The following is a 20436-nucleotide window of genomic DNA, read 5'->3' as shown; positions in this document are numbered from 1 at the left end:
TTGTTTTAACGATTTTGAGGGTAAAAAAGGCAATGAATATACTTAATAAGCCCTACAAGCTTATTTAACCCTTTTCCAATACTCCTGTACTACCGAGCCGTTTGGGAGCGTTCCGCTTAAAGTAAGCGTGTCGTTTTTTATTTGGTAAATATATTTGATACTGATGCCGAGTATTTTAGATGGCTGGCTGGTATAAGTTTGGGTTTCTATACAGGTATCCTGCTTTAAAAGATAGTCGCCACGTTCATAAATAACCGGCTTTTCCCCCACCTCCAAAAATGAGGCATCATAGTGGGTATCATCGTACTTACGCTGTAATTTGTAATTGGTTGCAGCCGATTGCTTTTTTCCATTGTAAATATCACCGGCATATTCCCAAACGCCTCTTAAGCTTGGTTTTGCGTTAAAAGAACAGAGAGCAATAATGATGCTTATCAAAAATAGTATTCTACGTATCATACTAAACCCAGTTAATGCCTTTTTTTAGCAAAGACAAAGTCTTTTCTTCCTCGCTACCAGGCTCGGCCTGGTAATTATAAACCCATTTTGCCGTTGGCGGCAAGCTCATTAATATAGATTCGATACGACCATTGGTTTCTAAACCGAAGCGTGTGCCAGCATCATAAACCAGGTTAAACTCGGTGTAGCGGCTGCGGCGCTGGTATTGCCATAATTGTTGCTGTTCTGTAAATTTCTTGCCCCGGTTACGGTTTACCAATTCTGTGTAGATGGGAATAAACGACCGACCAATAGCCTTAGAGAATTCAAAAATATCAGTCCAGCTCATGTCGTCATTTGCTGTTAGTCTGTCATAAAATATGCCGCCTATGCCACGCGTTTCATCGCGGTGTTTGATAAAAAAATAATCATCGGCCCAAATCTTAAACCGATGGTAAAAATCATGATAAAACTGATCACATACAGCCTTTAAACTCTCGTGAAAAAACCTGGCATCATCTTCCACAACATAGTGCGGCGTTAAATCAATGCCCCCGCCAAACCAACGCACCGGGCTGTGATTGGTATTAAAAGATGATGGCATTTCAAAATACCGGATATTCATGTGAATAATGGGAACCAGCGGGTGGTTAGGGTGGATAACGATGGAGATACCTGTTGCAAAAAAATCATCCTGCTCAACATTCAGCGCCTTTTTCATGGTATGCGGCAGGGTACCATGCACAGCAGAAAAGTTTACGCCACCCTTTTCAAAAATATTACCGTTTTGAATGACGCGCGTGCGGCCGCCGCCGCCGCCTTCCCGATCCCAAAGTTCTTGTTCAAATACAGCTTTGCCATCTGTTGCCTCCAGCGCGGCACATATCTCGTCCTGTATTTCCTGGTAATCTGCAGCTATTTGTTCCTTGCTAATCATTAAATAATTAGTGATTTGTTTAATTACTGAACTAGTGACCTACCCCGGCAAAACTAAATAAAGTAATTGACTTGGCGTTTGAGATGCGCCAATGTTATTGAAAACCTGCCAGGTGCATCTGCCCGATCAGCCGCTAACGGCTTCATCTTCAATGTAATTTAAGTCTTTACCAAAAGTTTCTTTTAACTGGCTCAACGCAAATAACGACAAAACAGTCAGAATGATCATCATGATATAACCGCTTTTGATCATCCCATAATGTACCACGAAGGCGTTAAAAGCAATATTTATTGGAATTAATGAGCCACGTACAAAGTTGGGCACGGTAGTGGTAACAGTAGCCCTGATGTTGGTACCAAATTGCTCGGCGGCTATGGTTACAAAGGTAGCCCAATAACCTACAGAGCAGCCCATTGCAAAGCATGTCCACACAAACCGGTGGTGGGTTATGCCTTCCGATTTTAAATAGTAAAATGCAGTAACTACCGATATGCTCAGGAAAACAGCCATTGTCAATTTCCTGGATTTGGTTACTTGTGCCAATAAACCGGCAAATATGTCACCTACCGAAATACCGATATATGTGTATAACACGCCTTCGCCTGCACTGAGTGGTGTTGCAGCACCTAAAGCCTTTCCAAACTCGGGCGATAGCGTTACCAATACTCCCACAACATACCACAGCGGTGCCCCGATCAATATGCAATACAGATATTTTTTGAAACGCTTAAAATTGCTGAACAGCATCATGAAGTCGCCTTTTTTTACGCTACTTTTTTCCATCGATTTAAACATGCCCGACTCATAGGTGCCAATACGTAAAAGCAAAAGCAAGATCCCAAGGCCGCCGCCTACAAAATAAGCTATCTTCCAGTCGTACCGGGTAGCTACAAAATATGCAGCTGCAGCACCAAATAAGCCTATTACAGCTACTATCATGGTACCGTAACCTCGTTTCTCCTTACTTAAAGTTTCGGCCACCAGGGTTATCCCTGCGCCTAACTCGCCCGCCAGGCCAATACCTGCTATAAATCGAACTATCGCATAAGTGGTAACATCATTTACCAAACCGTTAGCGAAGTTGGCTACGGAATATAACAATATGCTGCCGAACAATACTTTTATCCGGCCCAACTTATCGCCTATAATACCCCAAACTATGCCGCCAAGCAGCAAGCCAAACATTTGCACATTGATAATGAACTGGCCTTCGCGGGTGATGTCAACTTCGGGAATGCCTATATCAAGTAAACTGGCTTTGCGCACAATAGAAAAAACCAGCAGATCGTATATATCAACAAAGTAACCAAGGGATGCTACAAGCACCAGGAATACCACGTTCCTGGTTAGTTGCGCCGGGGCGTTATCGGTCATAATAGTAATGTAAGTAGTAATTGGTAGGGCTAATGTAAATAAAGCCCTTTACGATGCCTAATTTTTTTACACAAAAAAACCCCCGACTTGCAGAGGTTTTATTTATAATTTGAGCAGGTTGTTTAAACTTTTTTAACGTTTATTGCCTGCAACCCTTTTCTGCCTTCTTCTACATCATACTCAACACTATCGTTATCTTTAATAGCGTTCACCCCACCTTGTACATCCTTGAAATGAACAAATAGATCTTTGCCGTCGTCAGTAACAATAAAACCGTAGCCCTTTTGCGTGTTAAACCATTTTACTTTTCCAGTTTTCATAATATTAGAATAATCGTATTAAAATTTTTGTGTAAGATCAGTAAGTAATTCAACTCAATATACAATTGGTTAGTAATCAATATGAAATGTACAACTATCTTTTCAAATATATAAAATTATTAATAATCAAATAAAAATATTTATTTAGAATCATTAAAGCAAAAAACACCGTTTTACACAAAAAAGTCGCCGGTAAACACCGGCGACTTTAAATTTTATTTAAAGATTTTGAAGCTTATTTTACTGTTTGGAAAAAGTAAACGTTAGCAGTAGGTGTTACCCTTACCAATAATTCGTCATCGCCTTTTTTAAGGTCAACAAAATATACGGTTGTATCGTCATTTGCATCTAACCTGATCACTTCTTTAGCGAAATAACCTTCGTATTTCTGGCCAATTTCGATTTTTGCTTTTGCAGGTAACGCTTTAAACTGAACAGTTTGGGTAGCACCCATATATTCGCCGGCCAGGTTGTAAAATGCCGACATTTTAACGCCGTCTAAAGTAAAGGTAGCCTTTTGTAAGTTTGCGCTAACTTTCCATTTTACATCATTAGCACGTACAAACTCATTGTTGAATTTATTGATAACTGTATATGATACTGCTTCAGCACCATCTTCAGTTTTAATTACTTTGTTAGCAGCAAATACATTAGCAGTAAACAAAGCAGCGATTGCGGTAGTTACAAATATCTTTTTCATGTTGTTTTAAATTTTAATTTACATAACAAAAGTACATCTGAGTTATGAATAATTCAAATTAAAACAAACTTTTATGAATATTTGATAATATACAACCTTTAAAAATCATTTTATTAAAAAACACGCCGATACTTAGTGTATAATTTACAATATCTCAATAAAAATAAGATAGGCTTAGTGTATTATTTACAATAAGGTTAAGTGCAGTTCTATTTAATGTTAATTTTTCTACCCGTTATCGGCAAAACCGGGGTATAGCGTCATCCCGCCATCTATAAAAATGGTTGTGCCCGTAATATAGTCAGCCTCGTCAGACGCTAACCAAACCGCCAGTTTGCCAATATCCTCAGGCTGGCCAATGCGGTTGTAGGGAATGAGCTTTAATAACTTGTTTAAGGCCTGCGGTGTTTCCCAGGCATCTTCGTTGATAGGCGTTTGTATTGCCCCCGGCCCAATACCCATCACCCTAATCTTATGCGGTGCAAGCTCTTGCGCTATACTTTTCATAAACATCCCTACACCTCCTTTGCTGGCGGCATAATTTACGTGCCCCGCCCAGGGGATAACCTCATGCACACTACTCATGCAAATGATCTTACCGGCAGCCGCACTCCTGTTTTTTACAACGCCCCTGCGAATGAACTCTTTAGCAGCTTCGCGCGAGCAAAGAAACTGCCCTGTAAGATTAACGCCGATAACCGTATTCCAGTCATCTAATGACATATCTATTAATAATGCATCCTTTTGCAGGCCGGCATTATTTACTAAAATATCTACGGTTTTATATTTTTTGATAGTGAACGCAAACATAGCTTTCACATCATCCTCCCGGCTCACATCGGCATGGTAAGCATAAGCCTTCCCACCTGCCTTTTTAATGTGGGCCACTACTGCGTCGGCATTTTCATCACAGCTAACGTGGTTGATGATTACGGTAGCACCTGCCGCACCTAATGCTATTGCAACGGCTTTACCTATGCCGCTATCTGCGCCGGTAACAATGGCTACCTGGCCTTTTAATTGTTTTGTTGAAGCCATATATCTGATTTATGCTATATGGCAAAGCCGATAATTAATATATAGTTTTAATTATATAAAAATTACCGCAAGTACGAGAAGTTTTGTTAAAGAGCTTTTATAAATTCTAAAAATAGGTATAAAGCTTTCTTTTTATCTTCAGTCAGGTCAAAATCCAGTTTGCGCATCAGGTAATCTTCCAGATCAAAATCCGGTCGTTTCGACAACTCTTTTAAAAGATCCGTGCGATGATCTAATCCAAATTTTAACGCCTTATCCATTTCTTTGATAAAATCGGCGGGGATAGGCTTATTAGCTATCCAGGCAGCAAATACAAAAGGCAGGCCGGTAAAATTCATCCACTCCTGGGCAAGGTCATAAACAAATGGATATTGATTTGCTTTGCCAAAGGTACGATCACCAATTTGGACGAATGCTGTATCAAGATCTGTTGAGCGTCCATAGTCTGCAGCGTCGGTTATCATTTCCGGTTGGATCTTCCAAAAGTTTTTTAGTAATACCTTAGCCAGATTGTTTGATGAACGCGATTCGGGATCCAGCTGGATGCGCTTAACATCGTTAATATCGCAGTTACTGAATATAAATACCGAATTTACCGCGCCAACAGCACCAATGCAATAAGCCGATACAATTTCCCATTGCGGCAGGCTTAAGGTAGCGGCTACGGGGATCAAGCCGATGTCTGCTTTGTCGTCAATCAATTTCTGGGCACAGTCAGCGGGCATATCCAGGCTGAGGTCTATCTGATCTATAATTGCAGAGTGCTGCAGTCCGTACAAAAAGGGTTTAGTATTCGTGTAGCTAACGGCGGATATTCTTATCTTTTTTTTCACTAATCGTTTCTCAGGAAGTTTTTAAATGCTGGGCGTTATTAAAATCCACTATTTCGAATTTATCGCCATCAAAGACTACTTTATAAAGTACCAGGTTCTGGTGCGGGAAGTTATCCATTTCGGTAAGCGGCTTATCGGTCAACAGGCAAAGCAACAAGCGCATGGCACGTCCATGCATACATATCAATACTGTTTTCTCTTCGGGGTGGCTCATGATGGTTTCCAGTGCTTCTAACTGGCGAACTTTCACTTCATTAGGGCTTTCACCGCCTTCAAACTTTACATCAAGCTTACCATTTAGCCAATCGCGCATTACATCTAAAAAAGCCGCTTTAGTTTCTGGTGTAGCAGTTTTACCTTCATAGATCCCCCAGGCCAATTCGTCCAGTCCGGCCAATTTTTCATAAGGCAAACCCAAGTCGATAAAGGGCTGAATGCTTTGTTGGGTGCGTTTTAACTCGGAGATGTAGATCTTATCAAAAGCAACATCCTTGTAAGCATCGTAAAACTGTCCGGCCTGTTTGCGACCTTCGTCATTTAAATCGGTGTCCCGCCCGCGGCCTTGTACAATTCCTTGCTTATTCAGGTCTGTTTGCCCGTGGCGTACTATGTATAAAGTCTTCTGTATCATTTGTTCATTTGGTCATTGAGTCACTGAGCCATTTTTCATTAATAATTGAGATACGGAATAACTCAATGACAGCGAAGCGAATGACTCAATGAACTAATTTATTACCGGCAGCTTATAATAGCGTGGTTTCACCTCGTCAGCGAACTGAAAATCTTTATAGTCTGTCATCACATTATACAGTGTATCGCGCTCTATAGGGTGGCGGCCTGCATTTTTGATCAGTTCAACCAGTTCCTTAGTGCTCATGCCGGGGTTTTGTTCCTCGGCACCTGCCATTGAATAGATCTTCGTAGTATCGTCAAGCGTGCCGTCAATATCATCAACCCCAAAGTTTAAGGATAGCTGCGCGGTTGTGCGACTGATCATTGCCCAGTAGGCTTTGATATGATCGAAATTGTCCAGATAAATACGGGCGATAGCATAATTGCGCAGATCCTCTACCACGGTAGACTCGGGCACATTGCTCATCTGATTATCCTGGTTACGGAATTTTAACGGGATAAAGGTTTGAAAACCACCGGTACGGTCCTGTAGCTCACGCAGGCGTTCCATATGATCAACCCGATGTTTAAATTGCTCTATGTGGCCATAAAGCATGGTAGCGTTGGAGCGCATGCCTATTTTATGCCACTCTTCATGAATAGCCAGCCATTGCTCGCCGGTACATTTATCTTTGGAGATCAGCTCCCGCACCTCAGGATGAAAGATCTCGGCACCACCGCCTGGGATAGATTGCAAGCCTGCGTCCTTCATCATCTGCATGCCGGTAGCGTAATCTATTTTAGCTTTTTTAAAAATGTAATGATATTCTACCGGGGTTAAAGCCTTTACATGCAGATCGGGCCTATGCCGGCGGATACGGGTAAACAACTCGCTATAAAAAGCGACGTCGTACTGTGGCAAAACACCACCAACAATATGTACTTCGGTGACGGGCTGATCATCATATTTTTTGACGATATCCAGCATCTCTTCCATCGTATACTCCCACCCTTCGCTCTTTTGCTTTAACAAGCGCGAGTAAGAACAGAATTTACAGTCATAAACACAAAGGTTAGTTGGCTCGATATGAAAATTACGGTTAAAATAAGTTTTGTCACCGTGTTTCTGTTCGCGTATGTAATTGGCAAGTACTCCGAGGTAACCTAATTCTGCTTTTTGATAAAGCAAAACGCCTTCATCAAAAGTGATGCGCTGGTTATGGAGTACCTTCTCAGCAACGTTTTTTAGTTCAGGTAAAAGTTGGGGGTTATTCAGCAATACCTGGAAATTATCTGATACTTCCATTTGAAAATGTTTAGACAAAGGTAGTAAAACGCCGCAATTTTACAGCAGATGCCTTTATCTTCGAATGTTCAAACACCTAAAATGACGGTGGGTTTACAGTGCCTTAATATCTTTGATATGAATGCCGGTGAGGCAATCGTCCTGGCAACCCTTTGGCACATAACCGGCTGTCGATATGAGACCGGCATTAGCGGCTTCAAAGTAAATATCGTTTTCTTTTGGGTCGACCCTGAACCATTCCGTTTCGGCCTTATTATAAACCTGGTCTAAGGTAAGCAGTTCATGCCCTGCGTTGTTATGCGTATTTAGCGTTGCCGCATCTTCCGTCCAGGTGGTTGATATAATAAGGCTATCCGTATTAGGTTTATAAGATCCTGCTATGTATTTGCGAGAAATAATCTTATCGTTTTTAATTGTAAAGATGGTTTCCGCATGGCCGCCGAAAATCGAACCGTTGTAAGCGGTGTAGCTATATGAACTGTTACTTTTCTTTTTAAAGGCCTGCCACGACTGGTAACTGGCATCAAAATTTGAATTAATCTCATCCTTTTTACAGGCAGATATGATGAGGCATAGCGCAATCGCAAACAGGTATCCTTTTTTCATAAGTTGTTCAGTTCAAACCAATACGTTAACCCACCATATATTGCTACAAGAATGCCCAAAAATTCTTTTTATTTTGGCCGCCGTTAAATATCCTCCCATGAAAATAGAAACGATAGCGATACATGCCGGTAATCACGTTGACGAAACCTCAAAAGCCGCAATCCAACCGATTGTAATGGCGACTACTTTCGAGCGCAATCCCGAAGGCGGATACGACTCGGGGTACTCTTACAGTCGTGCGGCTAACCCTAACCGAAGTGCGTTAGAAAATGTGCTGGCACAGTTGGAGGGCGGTGCGGAAGCGGCGGCTTTTTCATCCGGTAATGCGGCGGGCATGTCGGTTTTTCAGGCATTGGAGCCGGGCACGCACATTATCTGCCCGGACGATATGTACCATGGCTTGCGCAATCAGCTTAAAACACTGTTTAAAGGTATATTGGAATTTGATTTTATCGATGTTAATCATGCTGAAATTTTAAAAGCGCATATTAAACCGAATACAGGCCTAATCTGGCTGGAAACACCGTCTAACCCGCTGCTGAAAATTACCGATATAAAAATGGTAGCCGCTATTGCCGCCGCACAAAACATAAAAGTAGTTTGTGATAATACTTTTGCCACACCGCTTTGCCAAAGGCCTTTGGCTTTGGGTGCCGATTTGGTAATGCACTCTACTACAAAATACTTTGGCGGCCACAGCGACCTGATGGGCGGCGCGCTGATAACCAAAGAAACGAACGAATTTTGGGAAAAGATCCGCAATGTACAAACCATGGGGGGCGCCATCCCATCCCCTATGGATTGTTATTACCTGGTGCGGAGCATTAAAACCTTACCTTACCGCATTAAAGGGCATGTTCATAACGCACAGTTACTTGCAGAATATTTAGAGAACCACGACAGTGTAGAGGAAGTGTTGTATCCCGGTCTGCAATCGCACCCGCAATACGCCATTGCCAAAGCACAGATGACGGGCTATGGGGCAGTATTATCTTTCACTTTAAAAGCCGGTGAGGCTGAAGCCAAGCGAGTGGTAAACCGCGTCGAGATCTTTACCCAGGCCACCAGTTTAGGTGGCGTAGAAAGCCTGATAGAGCATCGTGCATCCATTGAAGGGCCCGATACTAAAACACCGTTCAATTTGCTCAGGGTATCTGTTGGGTTAGAGCATATTGATGATCTGATTGCTGATCTGGAGCAGGCGATGGGGTAATTTATATTACAAAACGGCCGTTTTACAGTACCGTGATAATTATTTGCAAATTTTATTTGGAATTTAAATTTCGATTGCTCTATATTTGACACATTATTTGGTAGCGATACCTTGATCAATTCCCTCACACGGATTTTGGTTTATAAAGAAGCGGCGAGAGATCAGGCTCGAAGAACCGCTGGCAACCCTAAAAGGTTTAGAAGGTGCCAATTCCTGTCCCGGAGAATAGTTAACCGGGGGATATAAATTTTTAATCATGAAAAGTCTGATTTTTTTAGCAAAACAAAACACATTAGAAACCCAAACGGGTATATCTTCCACATTTAACAACCTCCCAGGCTGTATATGTATGTGTTGCTGCTGCTGTTGATTGCAGTACACGTTCCCTTTTTCTGATTTCCTGAAAAACACGTGGTACCCTTTAGGATAGTTTTATCCTTTTGTCATTCATTGTAACTAAATCATTCTCAACATCTAACAAATAATATCATGTCTAATTTAAAATTCGAAACGCTACAAATTCACGCAGGCCAAGAAGTTGATCCAACAACAGGTGCACGTGCAGTGCCTTTATACCAAACCTCATCATACGTGTTTAACAGCGCCGAGCATGGTGCAAATTTGTTTGCGTTAAAGGAATTCGGCAATATTTACACCCGATTAATGAACCCCACTACCGATGTGTTCGAAAAACGCATCGCAGCTTTAGAGGGCGGCGTGGCAGCATTAGCTACAGCATCAGGCCAGGCGGCGCAATTCATTGCATTAAATAATATTTTACAAGTTGGCGATAACTTTGTTACCTCGCCTTATCTATATGGCGGCACGCATAACCAATTTAAGGTAGCTTTCAAACGTTTAGGTATTGAAGCCCGTTTCGCCGAAGATGACAGTGCAGAAAATATTGAAAAGTTACTAGACGATAAAACCAAAGCCATTTACACTGAAACTATTGGCAACCCTGGTTTCAACATACCCGATTTTGAAAAATTGGCGGCTTTAGCAAAAAAGCACGATCTGCCTTTGATAGTAGATAATACCTTCGCCGCAGGCGGCTACCTGTTCCGCCCGTTGCAGCACGGTGCGCACGTCGTGGTCGAGTCGACTACCAAATGGATCAACGGACATGGAACCAGCATTGGCGGAGTGATCGTAGACGGTGGTACTTATAATTGGGGCAACGGCAAGTTCACCCAATTTACCGAGCCATCTGAAGGTTATCATGGCCTTGTGTTTAATGATGTATTCGGTATAGGTGGGCCATTTGGTAACATCCAATTCATAATCCGTGCCCGAGTGGAAGGATTAAGAGATTTCGGGCCATCCCAGTCGCCGTTCAACTCATGGTTGAATTTGCAGGGATTAGAAACACTTTCATTACGCGTTCAGCGCCATGTGGATAACGCATTGGAACTGGCCAAATGGCTGGAAAAAAATGAACAGGTTGCCAAGGTGAATTACCCGGGATTGGAATCATCGCCTCACCATACGTTGGCCAAAAAATATTTGAAGAATGGTTTTGGCGCAGTATTGTCTTTTGAGCTGAAAGGCGAAAAGGAACAAGCCAGCAAGTTTATCGATAGCCTGCAGTTGGTTAGCCACCTGGCTAATGTAGGCGATGCAAAAACTTTAATCATACAGCCGTCGGCTACTACCCATCAGCAGTTATCAGATACCGAGCAAATTGCTGCCGGTGTTACCCCTGCCCTGTTGCGTATAGCTGTGGGTATTGAACATATTGACGACATTAAAGCCGACTTTGTACAGGCGTTTGCCAAAATACAACAGCTGGAATTAGCATAGATTTTTTTAGTTTTTTATTTAGTTTTTTAGTTTTTATTGATGTTATCAGGGAGCGGGTGCCAGGCATCGGCTCCCAAGATAACCACCTAAGCAAAATGAGTTTACAACATTATACATACAACGACACTTTTGAATTTGAATCGGGCGTAAAAATACAGGGGCTGCAAATAGGCTATAACACTTACGGCAACCTTAATAGCAACCGGGATAATGTAGTGTGGGTATGCCATGCCCTTACTGCAAATTCTGATGTGTTTGATTGGTGGAAAGGCCTTTTTGGTGCCGAAGACCATTTTAACCCCGATGATCATTTCATAGTTTGTGCCAATGTATTGGGTTCGCCGTACGGTAGTTTTAACCCACTGGATATTAATCCCATAACCGGCCAGCCCTATTATTTAGCCTTCCCGGAATTTACTATACGTGATATTGTACAAGCCCACAAGCTATTAGCAAATCACTTAGGGATCGAACAGATAGAGATCCTTTTAGGAGGATCATTAGGTGGGCAGCAAGCCTTAGAGTGGAGCATTAGCGACCCGGAACGTATTAAAAACCTGGTCCTGATTGCGACCAATGCCAACCATTCGCCCTGGGGAATCGCCTTCAATGAGTCGCAGCGTTTAGCTATTACAGCCGACCGTACTTTTTACGCAGGGTCGGCAGATGGTGGGGCAAAGGGTTTAAAAGCCGCGCGTAGTATTGCTTTATTATCGTACCGCAACTACAAAACCTACGGCATTACCCAGCAGGAAGAGCAGGATACTACCTTAGATAACTTTAAAGCAGCCACTTATCAAAATTACCAGGGGCAAAAACTGGTTAACCGATTTAACGCTTACAGTTATTGGTATTTATCAAAAGCGATGGATTCGCACAATGTAGGCCGCGGCAGGCACGGTGTAGACAAGGCATTAAGCCTGGTGAAAGCGCGCACGCTCGTTGTCGGCATTCATTCAGATCTATTGTTCCCTATCGAGGAGCAGCAATATCTATTCAGGCACATCCCAAAGGCAGCCTTTGCCGAGATCGACTCGTTTTACGGGCACGATGGCTTTTTAATTGAAACAGAAGCGCTAACAAAAATTATTACATCGTTCATTAAAACCGATGTAAAAGGAAAAATTATAGAACTACAGAAAATTGCTTAATGAGTAAGAAACTAAACATAGGCCTCTTCGGATTTGGAGTTGTAGGCCAGGGATTGTACGATATTATTAAAACCAAAAACCTTAATCTCGAAATTGTAAAGATCGCTATTAAAAATCCGGGGAAGGAGCGATCACTTCCGCAAGACTTATTTACTACCGACCGTGACGAGATCCTGAATAACCCGGAGATCAACACCGTTGTTGAATTAATCAACGATACCGAAGCAGCGTTCGAGATCGTATCCCGCGCGTTAAGTTCAGGAAAGAATGTGGTATCGGCCAGTAAAAAAATGATTGCTACCTATTTGAAGGAACTGATAGACCTGCAGCAAAAACACGGCACCTCACTATTGTACGAGGGATCGGTTTGCGGTAGCATACCAATTATCCGTAACCTGGAAGAGTATTACGATAATGAATTACTGCACTCCATCAGCGGTATATTTAACGGGTCATCCAACTACATTTTATCAAAAGGTTATTTAGAAGGATTGGATTACGATACAGCGTTAAAACAAGCACAGGACCTGGGTTTTGCTGAAACAGACCCTACAATGGACGTTGGCGGTTACGACGCCAAGTATAAGCTGATCATTGCGGCAGCACATGCTTACGGTGTAGTAATAAATCCTGAAGAAGTACTGAACATCGGCATCCAAAACCTATCAGCGAACGATCTGCAATATGCCCGTGAGAAGAAATTGAAAATCAAGCTGGTACCGGTCGCAAAGGAATTGGACGACAGGCATGTCACTTTATTCGTGCTACCTAAATTTGTAAACGAAACAGAATTTTTGTACAATGTTGAATATGAATACAATGGTGTAACCGTACAGGCCGCATTTGCAGACCAGCAATTCTTTTTTGGTAAAGGCGCAGGTGGCCACCCTACCGGCTCTGCTGTACTGTCTGATATTGCTGCGTTACGTTACAATTACCAGTACGAGTATAAAAAAGCAAAAGAAGTAAATAATCTGCGTTTTACTAATGATGTTGAGTTGAACATTTACCTCCGTTACGAAGATGAAAGCCTGGTAGAGGCACTTGGTTTTGAACACATCCAGGAGCGTTTTTACTCGGGTAGCTATAAATTCGTTATCGGAAAGATCAATCTGCAAAAACTGATAGACAATCAACAACGTATATCAGATAACAAGGCATTCGTTGCCTTTGCCGATCAGTTAACAGGGGTCAGTTTAGCTCCGGCAAAAAAGCAAACGGCGAAAGTTTTTTAGTAGATTCTTCTCGCTGTTTCAAGTAAAAGGCTTCCTTCACGGAGGCCTTTTACATTTCTACCTTTTGCTGCTTTTATGTAAGTTTAGCAAATCAAATAACGCTATTTAATCAAACATGCTTACGTTAAAAAAGGTCATCTTCAATAGGCCATTCCTCCTGTTTCTTTGGTTTGGTTTAAGTCTTTTTGCTGTGGTAAAGGGCGTTCATTTTCATGATGGCGTTTTCTCTACCGATCATAACAACTACATCATCTACAAGCATAATTTTTTAAACCTGATTCAGCAGCATAGCCTGTTTGGGCCACAACCTGAATTTTACTTCGATCTGAACCATTATGGGCCTGTATTCGGTCTGGTGATAGCGCCATTTGCCTCATTGCCGGATGGTTTGGGGGTTATTTTGTGGGTGCTGTTTTTGGCTTGGTCGTTATACTTCGCAATAATGAAGTTGCCATTAACAGATTTTCAAAAAACGGTAATTATTTTATTGAATATCAACAGCATGATGGGCTCATCGGGAAACGTGCAAGTAAACCCGCTCATTATCGCGTTTGTACTTTTTAGCTTCATATTTATCCGCAAGCAGCAGGATTTTTGGGCAGCGCTCATGATTGTTTTAGGTACGGCCATCAAACTTTATGGTGTTGTAGGGTTAGCTTTCTTCTTTTTTTCAGACAATAAGCTTAAGCTGATCTTGAGTCTCGTTTTTTGGTCGGCAGTATTATTTGTCCTGCCTATGGCATTTTCGTCGCCGGAGTTTATTTTGAAAACTTATCACGACTGGTACCCCGATCTGGTGGCCAAAAATGCCAGTAATAAGATAGGTTCGCGCGCGTATGTTTGCGTAATGGGGATGATCAGCCGGATTTTTAATATCAAAGATTTCCCTACTTTGGTTGTTTTAATACCGGGGATGCTGATCTTTGCCTGGTCGATGTTACGGATCAAGTACTGGCGTAATTTACAGTACCAATTATTACTGGTTGCCTCGACACTTATATTTTCTATAATCTTCAGCTCCAGTTCCGAGCCGCCTACCTATATCATTGTTTTTATAGGGATCAGCATTTGGTATGTAAACCTGGATAGGCCCATTACCGGATACGAACGTTTCCTTCTGATCTTTGCTTTGGTGTTGACCAATTTTTCACCTTCAGATCTTTTCCCAAGATACCTTCGGGTAAATTACGTACTGCCCTATTACCTGAACGTTTTACCTTGTTTAATGATCTGGCTAAAAATTGTTTACGAGATGCTCACCAGGGAATTTAAGGAACATCCAAAACAAACGGACTGGAATTTAGCCACATTACCAGGCCTTAAAACCAAAAATCTATAAAAAAGCAAAGGCCCTGTACGGGCCTTTTGCGTTTGATAGAATCACACTTAATTAACTATATATTCCGATTAATGTCCCAGTTCTCAAGGTAATCGGCTACCTTTTTAACAAACATGCCGCCCAGTGCGCCGTCTACCACCCTATGGTCGTATGACAGGCTTAAAAACATCATGTGCCTAATGGCAATGGCGTCACCCTGCGGGGTTTCAACTACGGCAGGCTTCTTTTTAATAGCGCCAACGGCCAGTATCGCTACTTGTGGCTGGTTGATTATAGGCGTACCCATAACATTACCAAACGAGCCGACGTTAGTAATGGTAAACGTACCATCCTTAACATCATCTGGTGCTAATTTGCCGTTACGCGCCCGGTTAGCCAGGTCATTCACGGCTTTAGTGATACCTATCAGGCTTAACTGATCGGCCTTTTTTATAACCGGCACTATCAGGTTACCGCTTGGTAAAGCGGTAGCCATGCTTATGTTGATATCTTTTTTCTTGATGATCTGGGTACCGTTAACCTGTACGTTTATCATCGGCAAATCCTTTATCGCCCTAACAACCGCCTCTATAAATATGGGGGTAAAGGTTATTTTTTCGCCCTCGCGCTTTTCAAATGCTGATTTTACCTTATCGCGCCATTGCACCAGATTAGTAACATCGGCCTCAACGAATGAGGTAACATGCGGCGATGTATGCTTGCTCATGATCATGTGCTCGGCAATCAGCTTACGCATCCGGTCCATTTCAATAATCTCGTCGCCACCGGAGACTGAGGTGACAGGTTTGGCAGCAAGTGCTGGTGGTGGCGTTGCGGCAGGTTGTGGCTGCGGGGACGGAGTTTGCGGCTTTTGTGCCTGTGGTTGCGGAACGGCTATTGGTGTAGCGTATTTTAACACTTCGGGCTGTGGCGCAGATTGTGTTTCGGGTGCAACACTTTGCGGCGCAGCTACGCGTGAACCGCGCTTTTGAATGTATGCTAAAAGATCGTCTTTAGTTAAACGCGCTTCAGCACCTGTACCGGGTATCGTATCTAATTCATCATTGCCAATGCCTTCCTGCACTGCAATATTTTTAACCAATGGTGAGTAGAACCGGTTCTCAAATTTTTGCCCGGATGACGCAGATTGCTCAGGCTGAATATCCTGCAATTGGCTAATGCCTGGTATTTCTGTTTCTGTCTTAGTTTCTCTTTCGGGCTGTGTTACAGGCTCGGGGGTTGACTGTGGTACCACACTTTCCGGCTTATCTTCAGTTTCCGTTTCGGCTGTTACTGCTTTTGGCGCAGCGGCAGATGCTGGAGCAGTTTCGCTTTGGTCTGGTCCGTCAACTTCAATGATGGCAATTACAGACCCAACCTGTACTACGTCGTTTTCTTGAAATAACTGTTCAATTAATTTTCCCGCAACCGGCGACGGGACTTCAGAGTCAACCTTATCGGTTGCAATTTCCATTACTGCCTCATCCGCTTCAATGTAATCACCAGGGTTTTTATTCCATTTAATTACAGTTGCCTCCGCAACACTTTCCCCCATCTTCGGCAATAATAACTGGTATTTGGCCATACACAAATATACTTGGTTTGGTCAAAATTAAACATTTAGGGTGTCACATCCCGTCTTCCCTAAGTAAAGTAATCAACATAAAAAATGCCGCTACAGCACTTCTTTCGATGTTTTGCAAGCGCTTATTGCCAAATGTGAATTTCTTTGCAACCGTTTTGTTTGCATTTGCCGCCGCAATCCATACCGTGCCTACGGGCTTGTCTTCAGTACCCCCACCAGGGCCTGCAATTCCGGTAACGGCCATTGCGTAATCCGACTTAAAGTTAAGCAACGCCCCCTCGGCCATTTCCTTTACAGTTTCTTCGCTCACTGCACCGTGCTGCCAAAGGGTTTCATTTTTTACACCTAAAATACTTTCTTTCAGTTCATAAGCGTAGGATACCGCACCGCCTAAAAACACTTGCGATGAGCCCGCATGCTGGGTTATTAAATGTGATATATACCCCCCTGTGCAGCTCTCGGCAGCGGTTAAGGTAAGGCCACGGTGAGCCATATAATTTAATACTACCTTTTCCAGCGGGATATCTTCTTCGGCAACTACATTAATGCCAACACGATCTATAATTTTAACTGCAAATTCTTCTATTTTTCTCTGTAACTCGGCCTCGTTATCTCCATCGCCACTTAAGCGCAAACGCACCTGGCCCATTTTAGGCAGGTAGGCCAGTTTAATGTTGGCAGGGAGCGAATCTTCAATGTCAGCTATCTTTTCGGCCAGGAAAGATTCCCCCTCTCCTACCGTTAGTATAGTTTTGTGGATGATAACCGGTAATTTTAAAGCCTTCCTTAATTTTGGTATTACGGCCTCCTCTATCATGTACTTCATCTCGAAAGGTACGCCCGGCATCGACACATAGATCTTACCTTTTTCATTAAACCACATGCCGGGTGCCGTGCCGTTATTATTTACAATAATTTCGCAGTTTTCGGGTACTTCTGCCTGCTTACGGTTTACCTCCAGCAAAGGCCGGTTATATTTTTTAAAGATGTTTTCAACGTTTGTTAAAGCATCCAGGTTCAATACCATACCTACATTGAAATACTCTGCCAGGGTTTTTTTGGTGATATCATCTTTGGTGGGGCCTAAGCCGCCGGTTATCAAAATAATATCGGTACGCATAGCGGCTTCTGCCAGCGCGGCCAAAATATGTTCGCGGTTATCAGATACAGACGAGATCTGCTTTATCCGGATGCCTTCACGGTTCAATTGCTCAGCCATCCAGGCCGAGTTGGTATCAACAATTTGTCCAATTAATATCTCATCGCCTATGGTTATTATTTCTGCAAGCATTAGTTAAAAGATTGGTTGTTGGTGTAATCACTTCGTTTACTTAGTTTAAGGTCCTGTAAAATAGATGCCTTTACCTTTATAGTAACATTGTATGATTTGTAATATCCAAAAGGCAGCCATTGTATCGACATATCCCAGCAATGTAAATCACGGTAAATAGCAAAAGATGTCGCACTGCTCAACTGCCTTGCATTTAAATCATAAGTTGTATTATACTGGATCTTCCATTTTTTGGTGAGGCTTACGTCGCCACTTATCATCATGGTGTTGGTTTTGGTGGTATTGATAATGTTGTTTTGATAATTGAAGCTGTAGTTAATAGATACGTTCCAGGGAATGTTAAAGTCGATATATTGCGATGCATCACCACCAATTAAATTGAGCTGCTGCGTTTGTTCCGATGTTAAATTTTGCAGTGTGTTATTATATTGCTGCCTTGGCTTAGGTTTAAAAGATGTTGAATTTAAGCTCCCGCTGGCCGAAAAGTTAAAGGAACTTAACAACGGGAATTTACCATCCTGAAAACTGTAACGATTTATTCTGTTCACGTAATTTAAAACCCTGCCGCCTGCAATAGAATCGCGTACCCTGTTTACGTATGGATCTAATATACCGCCAAAGTTGATGTTTACTTTCTGATTGAAAACAGCCGTGTGGCCCGAAAAGGCGATGGCTTGTAATTTCAGGGAATCGGCCGCGAAGTTGTAAAAAGTAGAGAACGTTAAGCCCTGTAAGATCGGGATCTTTCTATCAACTCCAGATGTATCAGTGCTTCGCGCCTTAACCTTAGCTTCGATGGTGTTATCCAGCGAGAAACCTACTCCCGCCTGTTTACCCGGCGAGGGCCCGCCATAAACCGATTGCTCGAAGATGGAGTACCGCTGTGCCGTATAAGGATAAGGTACCGATGCCGGGCTCACTGCAGTTTTATAATAGCCATAACTCGGGTCGCCAAAATCAGGTCGGAAACCAAAACTTAAAGATGGTGTGGTGACGTGGCGAATGGCTTTTAAACTTCCTTTCTTAAAGTCAAACTCCCCATAAAATTTAGTAGCTATACTTGCATTTAAGCTATACTCCCCGTTACGCACAAACCCGCCTACGGTATCGGTAATAGGTATTACCTGGCCTGCTATGCTCCCGCGCTCAAACCTTCTCCTGATACTTTGCAGATACCAGCGTTCGGTGTAGGTACCACCTGTGCTAAACTGAAAATACCGTAAAAAGTTGGTATTGAAACCGATAGGTACGGTATGCTGGAAACCGTTTTGTAATTTTTTAGAAAACGTGTTCGATTTAAAGAGTTCGGCCTCGGGTACATCTGTTAATTTATTGGTACCCACTAAACTATAGCCAACAGTTATTTTCTGAAACCATTTTTGCTCGGTCACCCGGTCTTTTGAATCAAATGGGCTTAACGTCGACATGTTGAAACTGAACGTCGGCAATTCTAACGTTACCGTTTTTTTGCTCAGGTCCTGGCTATGCCCTAAACTCACATTTAAATTGAAAGGTGTACCGGCCCATATTTTACCGTAGGAAATACTTGAACGCAAGTTATTTTGGGTAAGAGACTGTAAATTATAATTATTTTGCGACCGTTGGTTTTGGTAATAGCTTGATGTACCGGCATTAACCGATGCGCTGAACGTTGTACCCGGGTTAGCATTAGGATCTTGTGAGTGGCTCCAGGTAATGTTAAAGTCTTTACGGGGCGGGTCGCCGGGCAGGCCGTAATTGTGCGAGCCATAGCTTAACATCAAGTTACCCCCATACTTGTACTTTTTAAGGTATCGGGCAGATGAATTTAGTTCATAGGAACCACGTGAGTACAGGGTACCCATAGTAGTAACATCCACATATTCGTTCAATGCTACGTAATACCCAAAGTTGCGCAGGTAAAAACCCAGGCGTTGATCCTCACCAAAAGTGGGTAATATAAACCCTGAAGTACGTGAATTTGGTTTAGGGAAAAAACCAAAAGGCAAACCTAAAGGCAAGGGCACTCCTTCAATTTCGAGATAGGCAAGTTTGGAAATGATGCGGTTCTTTTGCCCGATACCCTGGGTAATAACAATGCCGAAATGGGTATCCGGAAAAGGCAAGTCGCAGGTACTAAATATCACATTACGATAAGCCACCTCATCTTCGCTGATGCGTTTAGCCTCGCCGCCTGATATATAGTTACCCTCCTGCTCGGTGGCGGGGTTCCAGGTTTTACCTTTTTTTGATTCGTAATTAAACAGCAGTGAATCTGATGCTACCGGTTTTTCTTGTTTTGATTTGGCCAGCGGCCTGCCAACATACCGCTTTGTTTTTGGATCAATCGCACCACGCGCAAATATCAGGTGGTTCTTTTGATCTACCCTTATATACTCCGCATCCAGCTCAAAATCCTGGTAAACTACGTGCGCCTTGCCCCATAAATAGTAAATCTTATTGTCCTGGTCAAAATATGACGAATCTACCGCGGTAGCGTGCGTCATAGGCTGCTCTTTCGCATTTTTTGACGTATCGCTTTGCGTATAACCCGTGGTTGTGGCAGTGGCTGCTTTAGCCGGGCTTTTAGGTTTTATAGCCTTTAACAGTTTCTTGTCTCTAACAGAATCAAGTTTTATAATCGTATCTTTAGCAGAAAGTATAGCATAGCCTGCGCGGGGTGCTGCCATAACATTA

The 20436-nt window shown here is 42.7% G+C and carries 18 protein-coding genes and 1 riboswitch; of the genes, 5 read left to right on the top strand and 13 right to left on the bottom strand.

Annotation, left to right across the window (positions count from 1 at the left end; translation table 11 throughout):
• Positions 1-60: 60 nt before the first annotated feature.
• The 10 genes from IDJ76_RS03200 to IDJ76_RS03155 form a co-directional block, all read right to left on the bottom strand.
• Positions 61-459 (bottom strand): hypothetical protein, encoded by a 399-nt coding sequence (locus IDJ76_RS03200; protein ID WP_191160645.1) that lies wholly within the window; start codon positions 457-459, stop codon positions 61-63.
• Between the two features lies 1 nt (position 460).
• On the bottom strand, positions 461-1375 hold the full coding sequence (gene hemF / locus IDJ76_RS03195) for an oxygen-dependent coproporphyrinogen oxidase (RefSeq protein ID WP_191160643.1): 915 nt from the start codon (positions 1373-1375) through the stop codon (positions 461-463).
• A 126-nt stretch (positions 1376-1501) separates the two neighbouring features.
• Positions 1502-2749 (bottom strand): MFS transporter, encoded by a 1248-nt coding sequence (locus IDJ76_RS03190; protein WP_191160641.1) that lies wholly within the window; start codon positions 2747-2749, stop codon positions 1502-1504.
• A 122-nt stretch (positions 2750-2871) separates the two neighbouring features.
• A complete protein-coding gene (locus IDJ76_RS03185; protein WP_191160639.1) occupies positions 2872-3069 on the bottom strand; it encodes a cold-shock protein in 198 nt (65 codons plus the stop codon).
• Between the two features lie 235 nt (positions 3070-3304).
• Complete coding sequence (locus IDJ76_RS03180; protein ID WP_191160637.1) at positions 3305-3769, bottom strand: hypothetical protein; 465 nt, start codon at positions 3767-3769, stop codon at positions 3305-3307.
• 228 nt (positions 3770-3997) lie between these two features.
• Positions 3998-4807 (bottom strand): SDR family oxidoreductase, encoded by an 810-nt coding sequence (locus tag IDJ76_RS03175; protein ID WP_191160635.1) that lies wholly within the window; start codon positions 4805-4807, stop codon positions 3998-4000.
• 86 nt (positions 4808-4893) lie between these two features.
• Positions 4894-5640 (bottom strand): menaquinone biosynthetic enzyme MqnA/MqnD family protein, encoded by a 747-nt coding sequence (locus tag IDJ76_RS03170; protein ID WP_191160634.1) that lies wholly within the window; start codon positions 5638-5640, stop codon positions 4894-4896.
• 10 nt (positions 5641-5650) lie between these two features.
• On the bottom strand, positions 5651-6271 hold the full coding sequence (locus tag IDJ76_RS03165) for a histidine phosphatase family protein (protein ID WP_191160632.1): 621 nt from the start codon (positions 6269-6271) through the stop codon (positions 5651-5653).
• 93 nt (positions 6272-6364) lie between these two features.
• Entirely contained in the window at positions 6365-7558 is a 1194-nt protein-coding gene (gene mqnE / locus IDJ76_RS03160) for an aminofutalosine synthase MqnE (protein ID WP_191160630.1), read from the bottom strand.
• 93 nt (positions 7559-7651) lie between these two features.
• Complete coding sequence (locus tag IDJ76_RS03155; RefSeq protein WP_191160628.1) at positions 7652-8164, bottom strand: hypothetical protein; 513 nt, start codon at positions 8162-8164, stop codon at positions 7652-7654.
• Between the two features lie 97 nt (positions 8165-8261).
• Between IDJ76_RS03155 and IDJ76_RS03150 the strand changes: the two genes are divergently transcribed.
• The 5 genes from IDJ76_RS03150 (at position 8262) to IDJ76_RS03130 (ending at position 14905) form a co-directional block, all read left to right on the top strand.
• Positions 8262-9377, top strand: coding sequence for a trans-sulfuration enzyme family protein (locus IDJ76_RS03150; protein ID WP_191160626.1), 1116 nt, complete (start codon positions 8262-8264; stop codon positions 9375-9377).
• Positions 9378-9514: 137 nt separating this feature from the next.
• Positions 9515-9626: riboswitch (SAM riboswitch) on the top strand.
• Positions 9627-9866: 240 nt separating this feature from the next.
• A complete protein-coding gene (locus tag IDJ76_RS03145) occupies positions 9867-11180 on the top strand; it encodes an O-acetylhomoserine aminocarboxypropyltransferase/cysteine synthase family protein (protein WP_191160624.1) in 1314 nt (437 codons plus the stop codon).
• A 95-nt stretch (positions 11181-11275) separates the two neighbouring features.
• Positions 11276-12331, top strand: a complete 1056-nt coding sequence (locus IDJ76_RS03140) for a homoserine O-acetyltransferase family protein (protein ID WP_191160622.1) — start codon at positions 11276-11278, stop codon at positions 12329-12331.
• A complete protein-coding gene (locus IDJ76_RS03135) occupies positions 12331-13566 on the top strand; it encodes a homoserine dehydrogenase (protein WP_191160620.1) in 1236 nt (411 codons plus the stop codon). Before IDJ76_RS03140 ends, IDJ76_RS03135 begins: the two co-directional genes overlap by 1 nt.
• A 115-nt stretch (positions 13567-13681) precedes the next feature.
• Positions 13682-14905, top strand: a complete 1224-nt coding sequence (locus tag IDJ76_RS03130) for a glycosyltransferase family 87 protein (protein ID WP_191160618.1) — start codon at positions 13682-13684, stop codon at positions 14903-14905.
• A gap of 55 nt (positions 14906-14960) precedes the next feature.
• Here IDJ76_RS03130 and IDJ76_RS03125 read toward each other — a convergent pair whose 3' ends face one another.
• Genes IDJ76_RS03125 through IDJ76_RS03115 form a run of 3 tightly spaced genes read right to left on the bottom strand, consistent with a single transcriptional unit; the run spans position 14961 to position 20429 of the window.
• On the bottom strand, positions 14961-16469 hold the full coding sequence (locus tag IDJ76_RS03125; RefSeq protein ID WP_191160616.1) for a dihydrolipoamide acetyltransferase family protein: 1509 nt from the start codon (positions 16467-16469) through the stop codon (positions 14961-14963).
• 43 nt (positions 16470-16512) lie between these two features.
• Entirely contained in the window at positions 16513-17760 is a 1248-nt protein-coding gene (locus IDJ76_RS03120) for a competence/damage-inducible protein A (protein WP_191160614.1), read from the bottom strand.
• Entirely contained in the window at positions 17760-20429 is a 2670-nt protein-coding gene (locus IDJ76_RS03115; protein ID WP_224746165.1) for a putative LPS assembly protein LptD, read from the bottom strand. The genes IDJ76_RS03120 and IDJ76_RS03115 overlap by 1 nt, the downstream gene beginning before the upstream one ends.
• Between the last annotated feature and the right edge of the window lie 7 nt (positions 20430-20436).

The organism is Mucilaginibacter glaciei, from assembly GCF_014773245.1.
Taxonomy (GTDB): Bacteria; Bacteroidota; Bacteroidia; order Sphingobacteriales; family Sphingobacteriaceae; genus Mucilaginibacter; species Mucilaginibacter glaciei.
The sequence above is the reverse complement of the archived record's forward strand: the minus strand, read 5'-3'. Positions and strand labels throughout refer to the sequence as shown.

What these genes read in the sequence shown, in the direction of transcription:
- IDJ76_RS03200 (WP_191160645.1), bottom strand. Translation starts at nt 459, where the DNA reads ATGATACGTAGAATACTATTTTTGATAAGCATCATTATTGCTCTCTGT.
- hemF (WP_191160643.1), bottom strand. Translation starts at nt 1,375, where the DNA reads ATGATTAGCAAGGAACAAATAGCTGCAGATTACCAGGAAATACAGGAC.
- IDJ76_RS03190 (WP_191160641.1), bottom strand. Translation starts at nt 2,749, where the DNA reads ATGACCGATAACGCCCCGGCGCAACTAACCAGGAACGTGGTATTCCTG.
- IDJ76_RS03185 (WP_191160639.1), bottom strand. Translation starts at nt 3,069, where the DNA reads ATGAAAACTGGAAAAGTAAAATGGTTTAACACGCAAAAGGGCTACGGT.
- IDJ76_RS03180 (WP_191160637.1), bottom strand. Translation starts at nt 3,769, where the DNA reads ATGAAAAAGATATTTGTAACTACCGCAATCGCTGCTTTGTTTACTGCT.
- IDJ76_RS03175 (WP_191160635.1), bottom strand. Translation starts at nt 4,807, where the DNA reads ATGGCTTCAACAAAACAATTAAAAGGCCAGGTAGCCATTGTTACCGGC.
- IDJ76_RS03165 (WP_191160632.1), bottom strand. Translation starts at nt 6,271, where the DNA reads ATGATACAGAAGACTTTATACATAGTACGCCACGGGCAAACAGACCTG.
- mqnE (WP_191160630.1), bottom strand. Translation starts at nt 7,558, where the DNA reads ATGGAAGTATCAGATAATTTCCAGGTATTGCTGAATAACCCCCAACTT.
- IDJ76_RS03155 (WP_191160628.1), bottom strand. Translation starts at nt 8,164, where the DNA reads ATGAAAAAAGGATACCTGTTTGCGATTGCGCTATGCCTCATCATATCT.
- IDJ76_RS03150 (WP_191160626.1), top strand. Translation starts at nt 8,262, where the DNA reads ATGAAAATAGAAACGATAGCGATACATGCCGGTAATCACGTTGACGAA.
- IDJ76_RS03145 (WP_191160624.1), top strand. Translation starts at nt 9,867, where the DNA reads ATGTCTAATTTAAAATTCGAAACGCTACAAATTCACGCAGGCCAAGAA.
- IDJ76_RS03140 (WP_191160622.1), top strand. Translation starts at nt 11,276, where the DNA reads ATGAGTTTACAACATTATACATACAACGACACTTTTGAATTTGAATCG.
- IDJ76_RS03135 (WP_191160620.1), top strand. Translation starts at nt 12,331, where the DNA reads ATGAGTAAGAAACTAAACATAGGCCTCTTCGGATTTGGAGTTGTAGGC.
- IDJ76_RS03130 (WP_191160618.1), top strand. Translation starts at nt 13,682, where the DNA reads ATGCTTACGTTAAAAAAGGTCATCTTCAATAGGCCATTCCTCCTGTTT.
- IDJ76_RS03125 (WP_191160616.1), bottom strand. Translation starts at nt 16,469, where the DNA reads ATGGCCAAATACCAGTTATTATTGCCGAAGATGGGGGAAAGTGTTGCG.
- IDJ76_RS03120 (WP_191160614.1), bottom strand. Translation starts at nt 17,760, where the DNA reads ATGCTTGCAGAAATAATAACCATAGGCGATGAGATATTAATTGGACAA.
- IDJ76_RS03115 (WP_224746165.1), bottom strand. Translation starts at nt 20,429, where the DNA reads ATGGCAGCACCCCGCGCAGGCTATGCTATACTTTCTGCTAAAGATACG.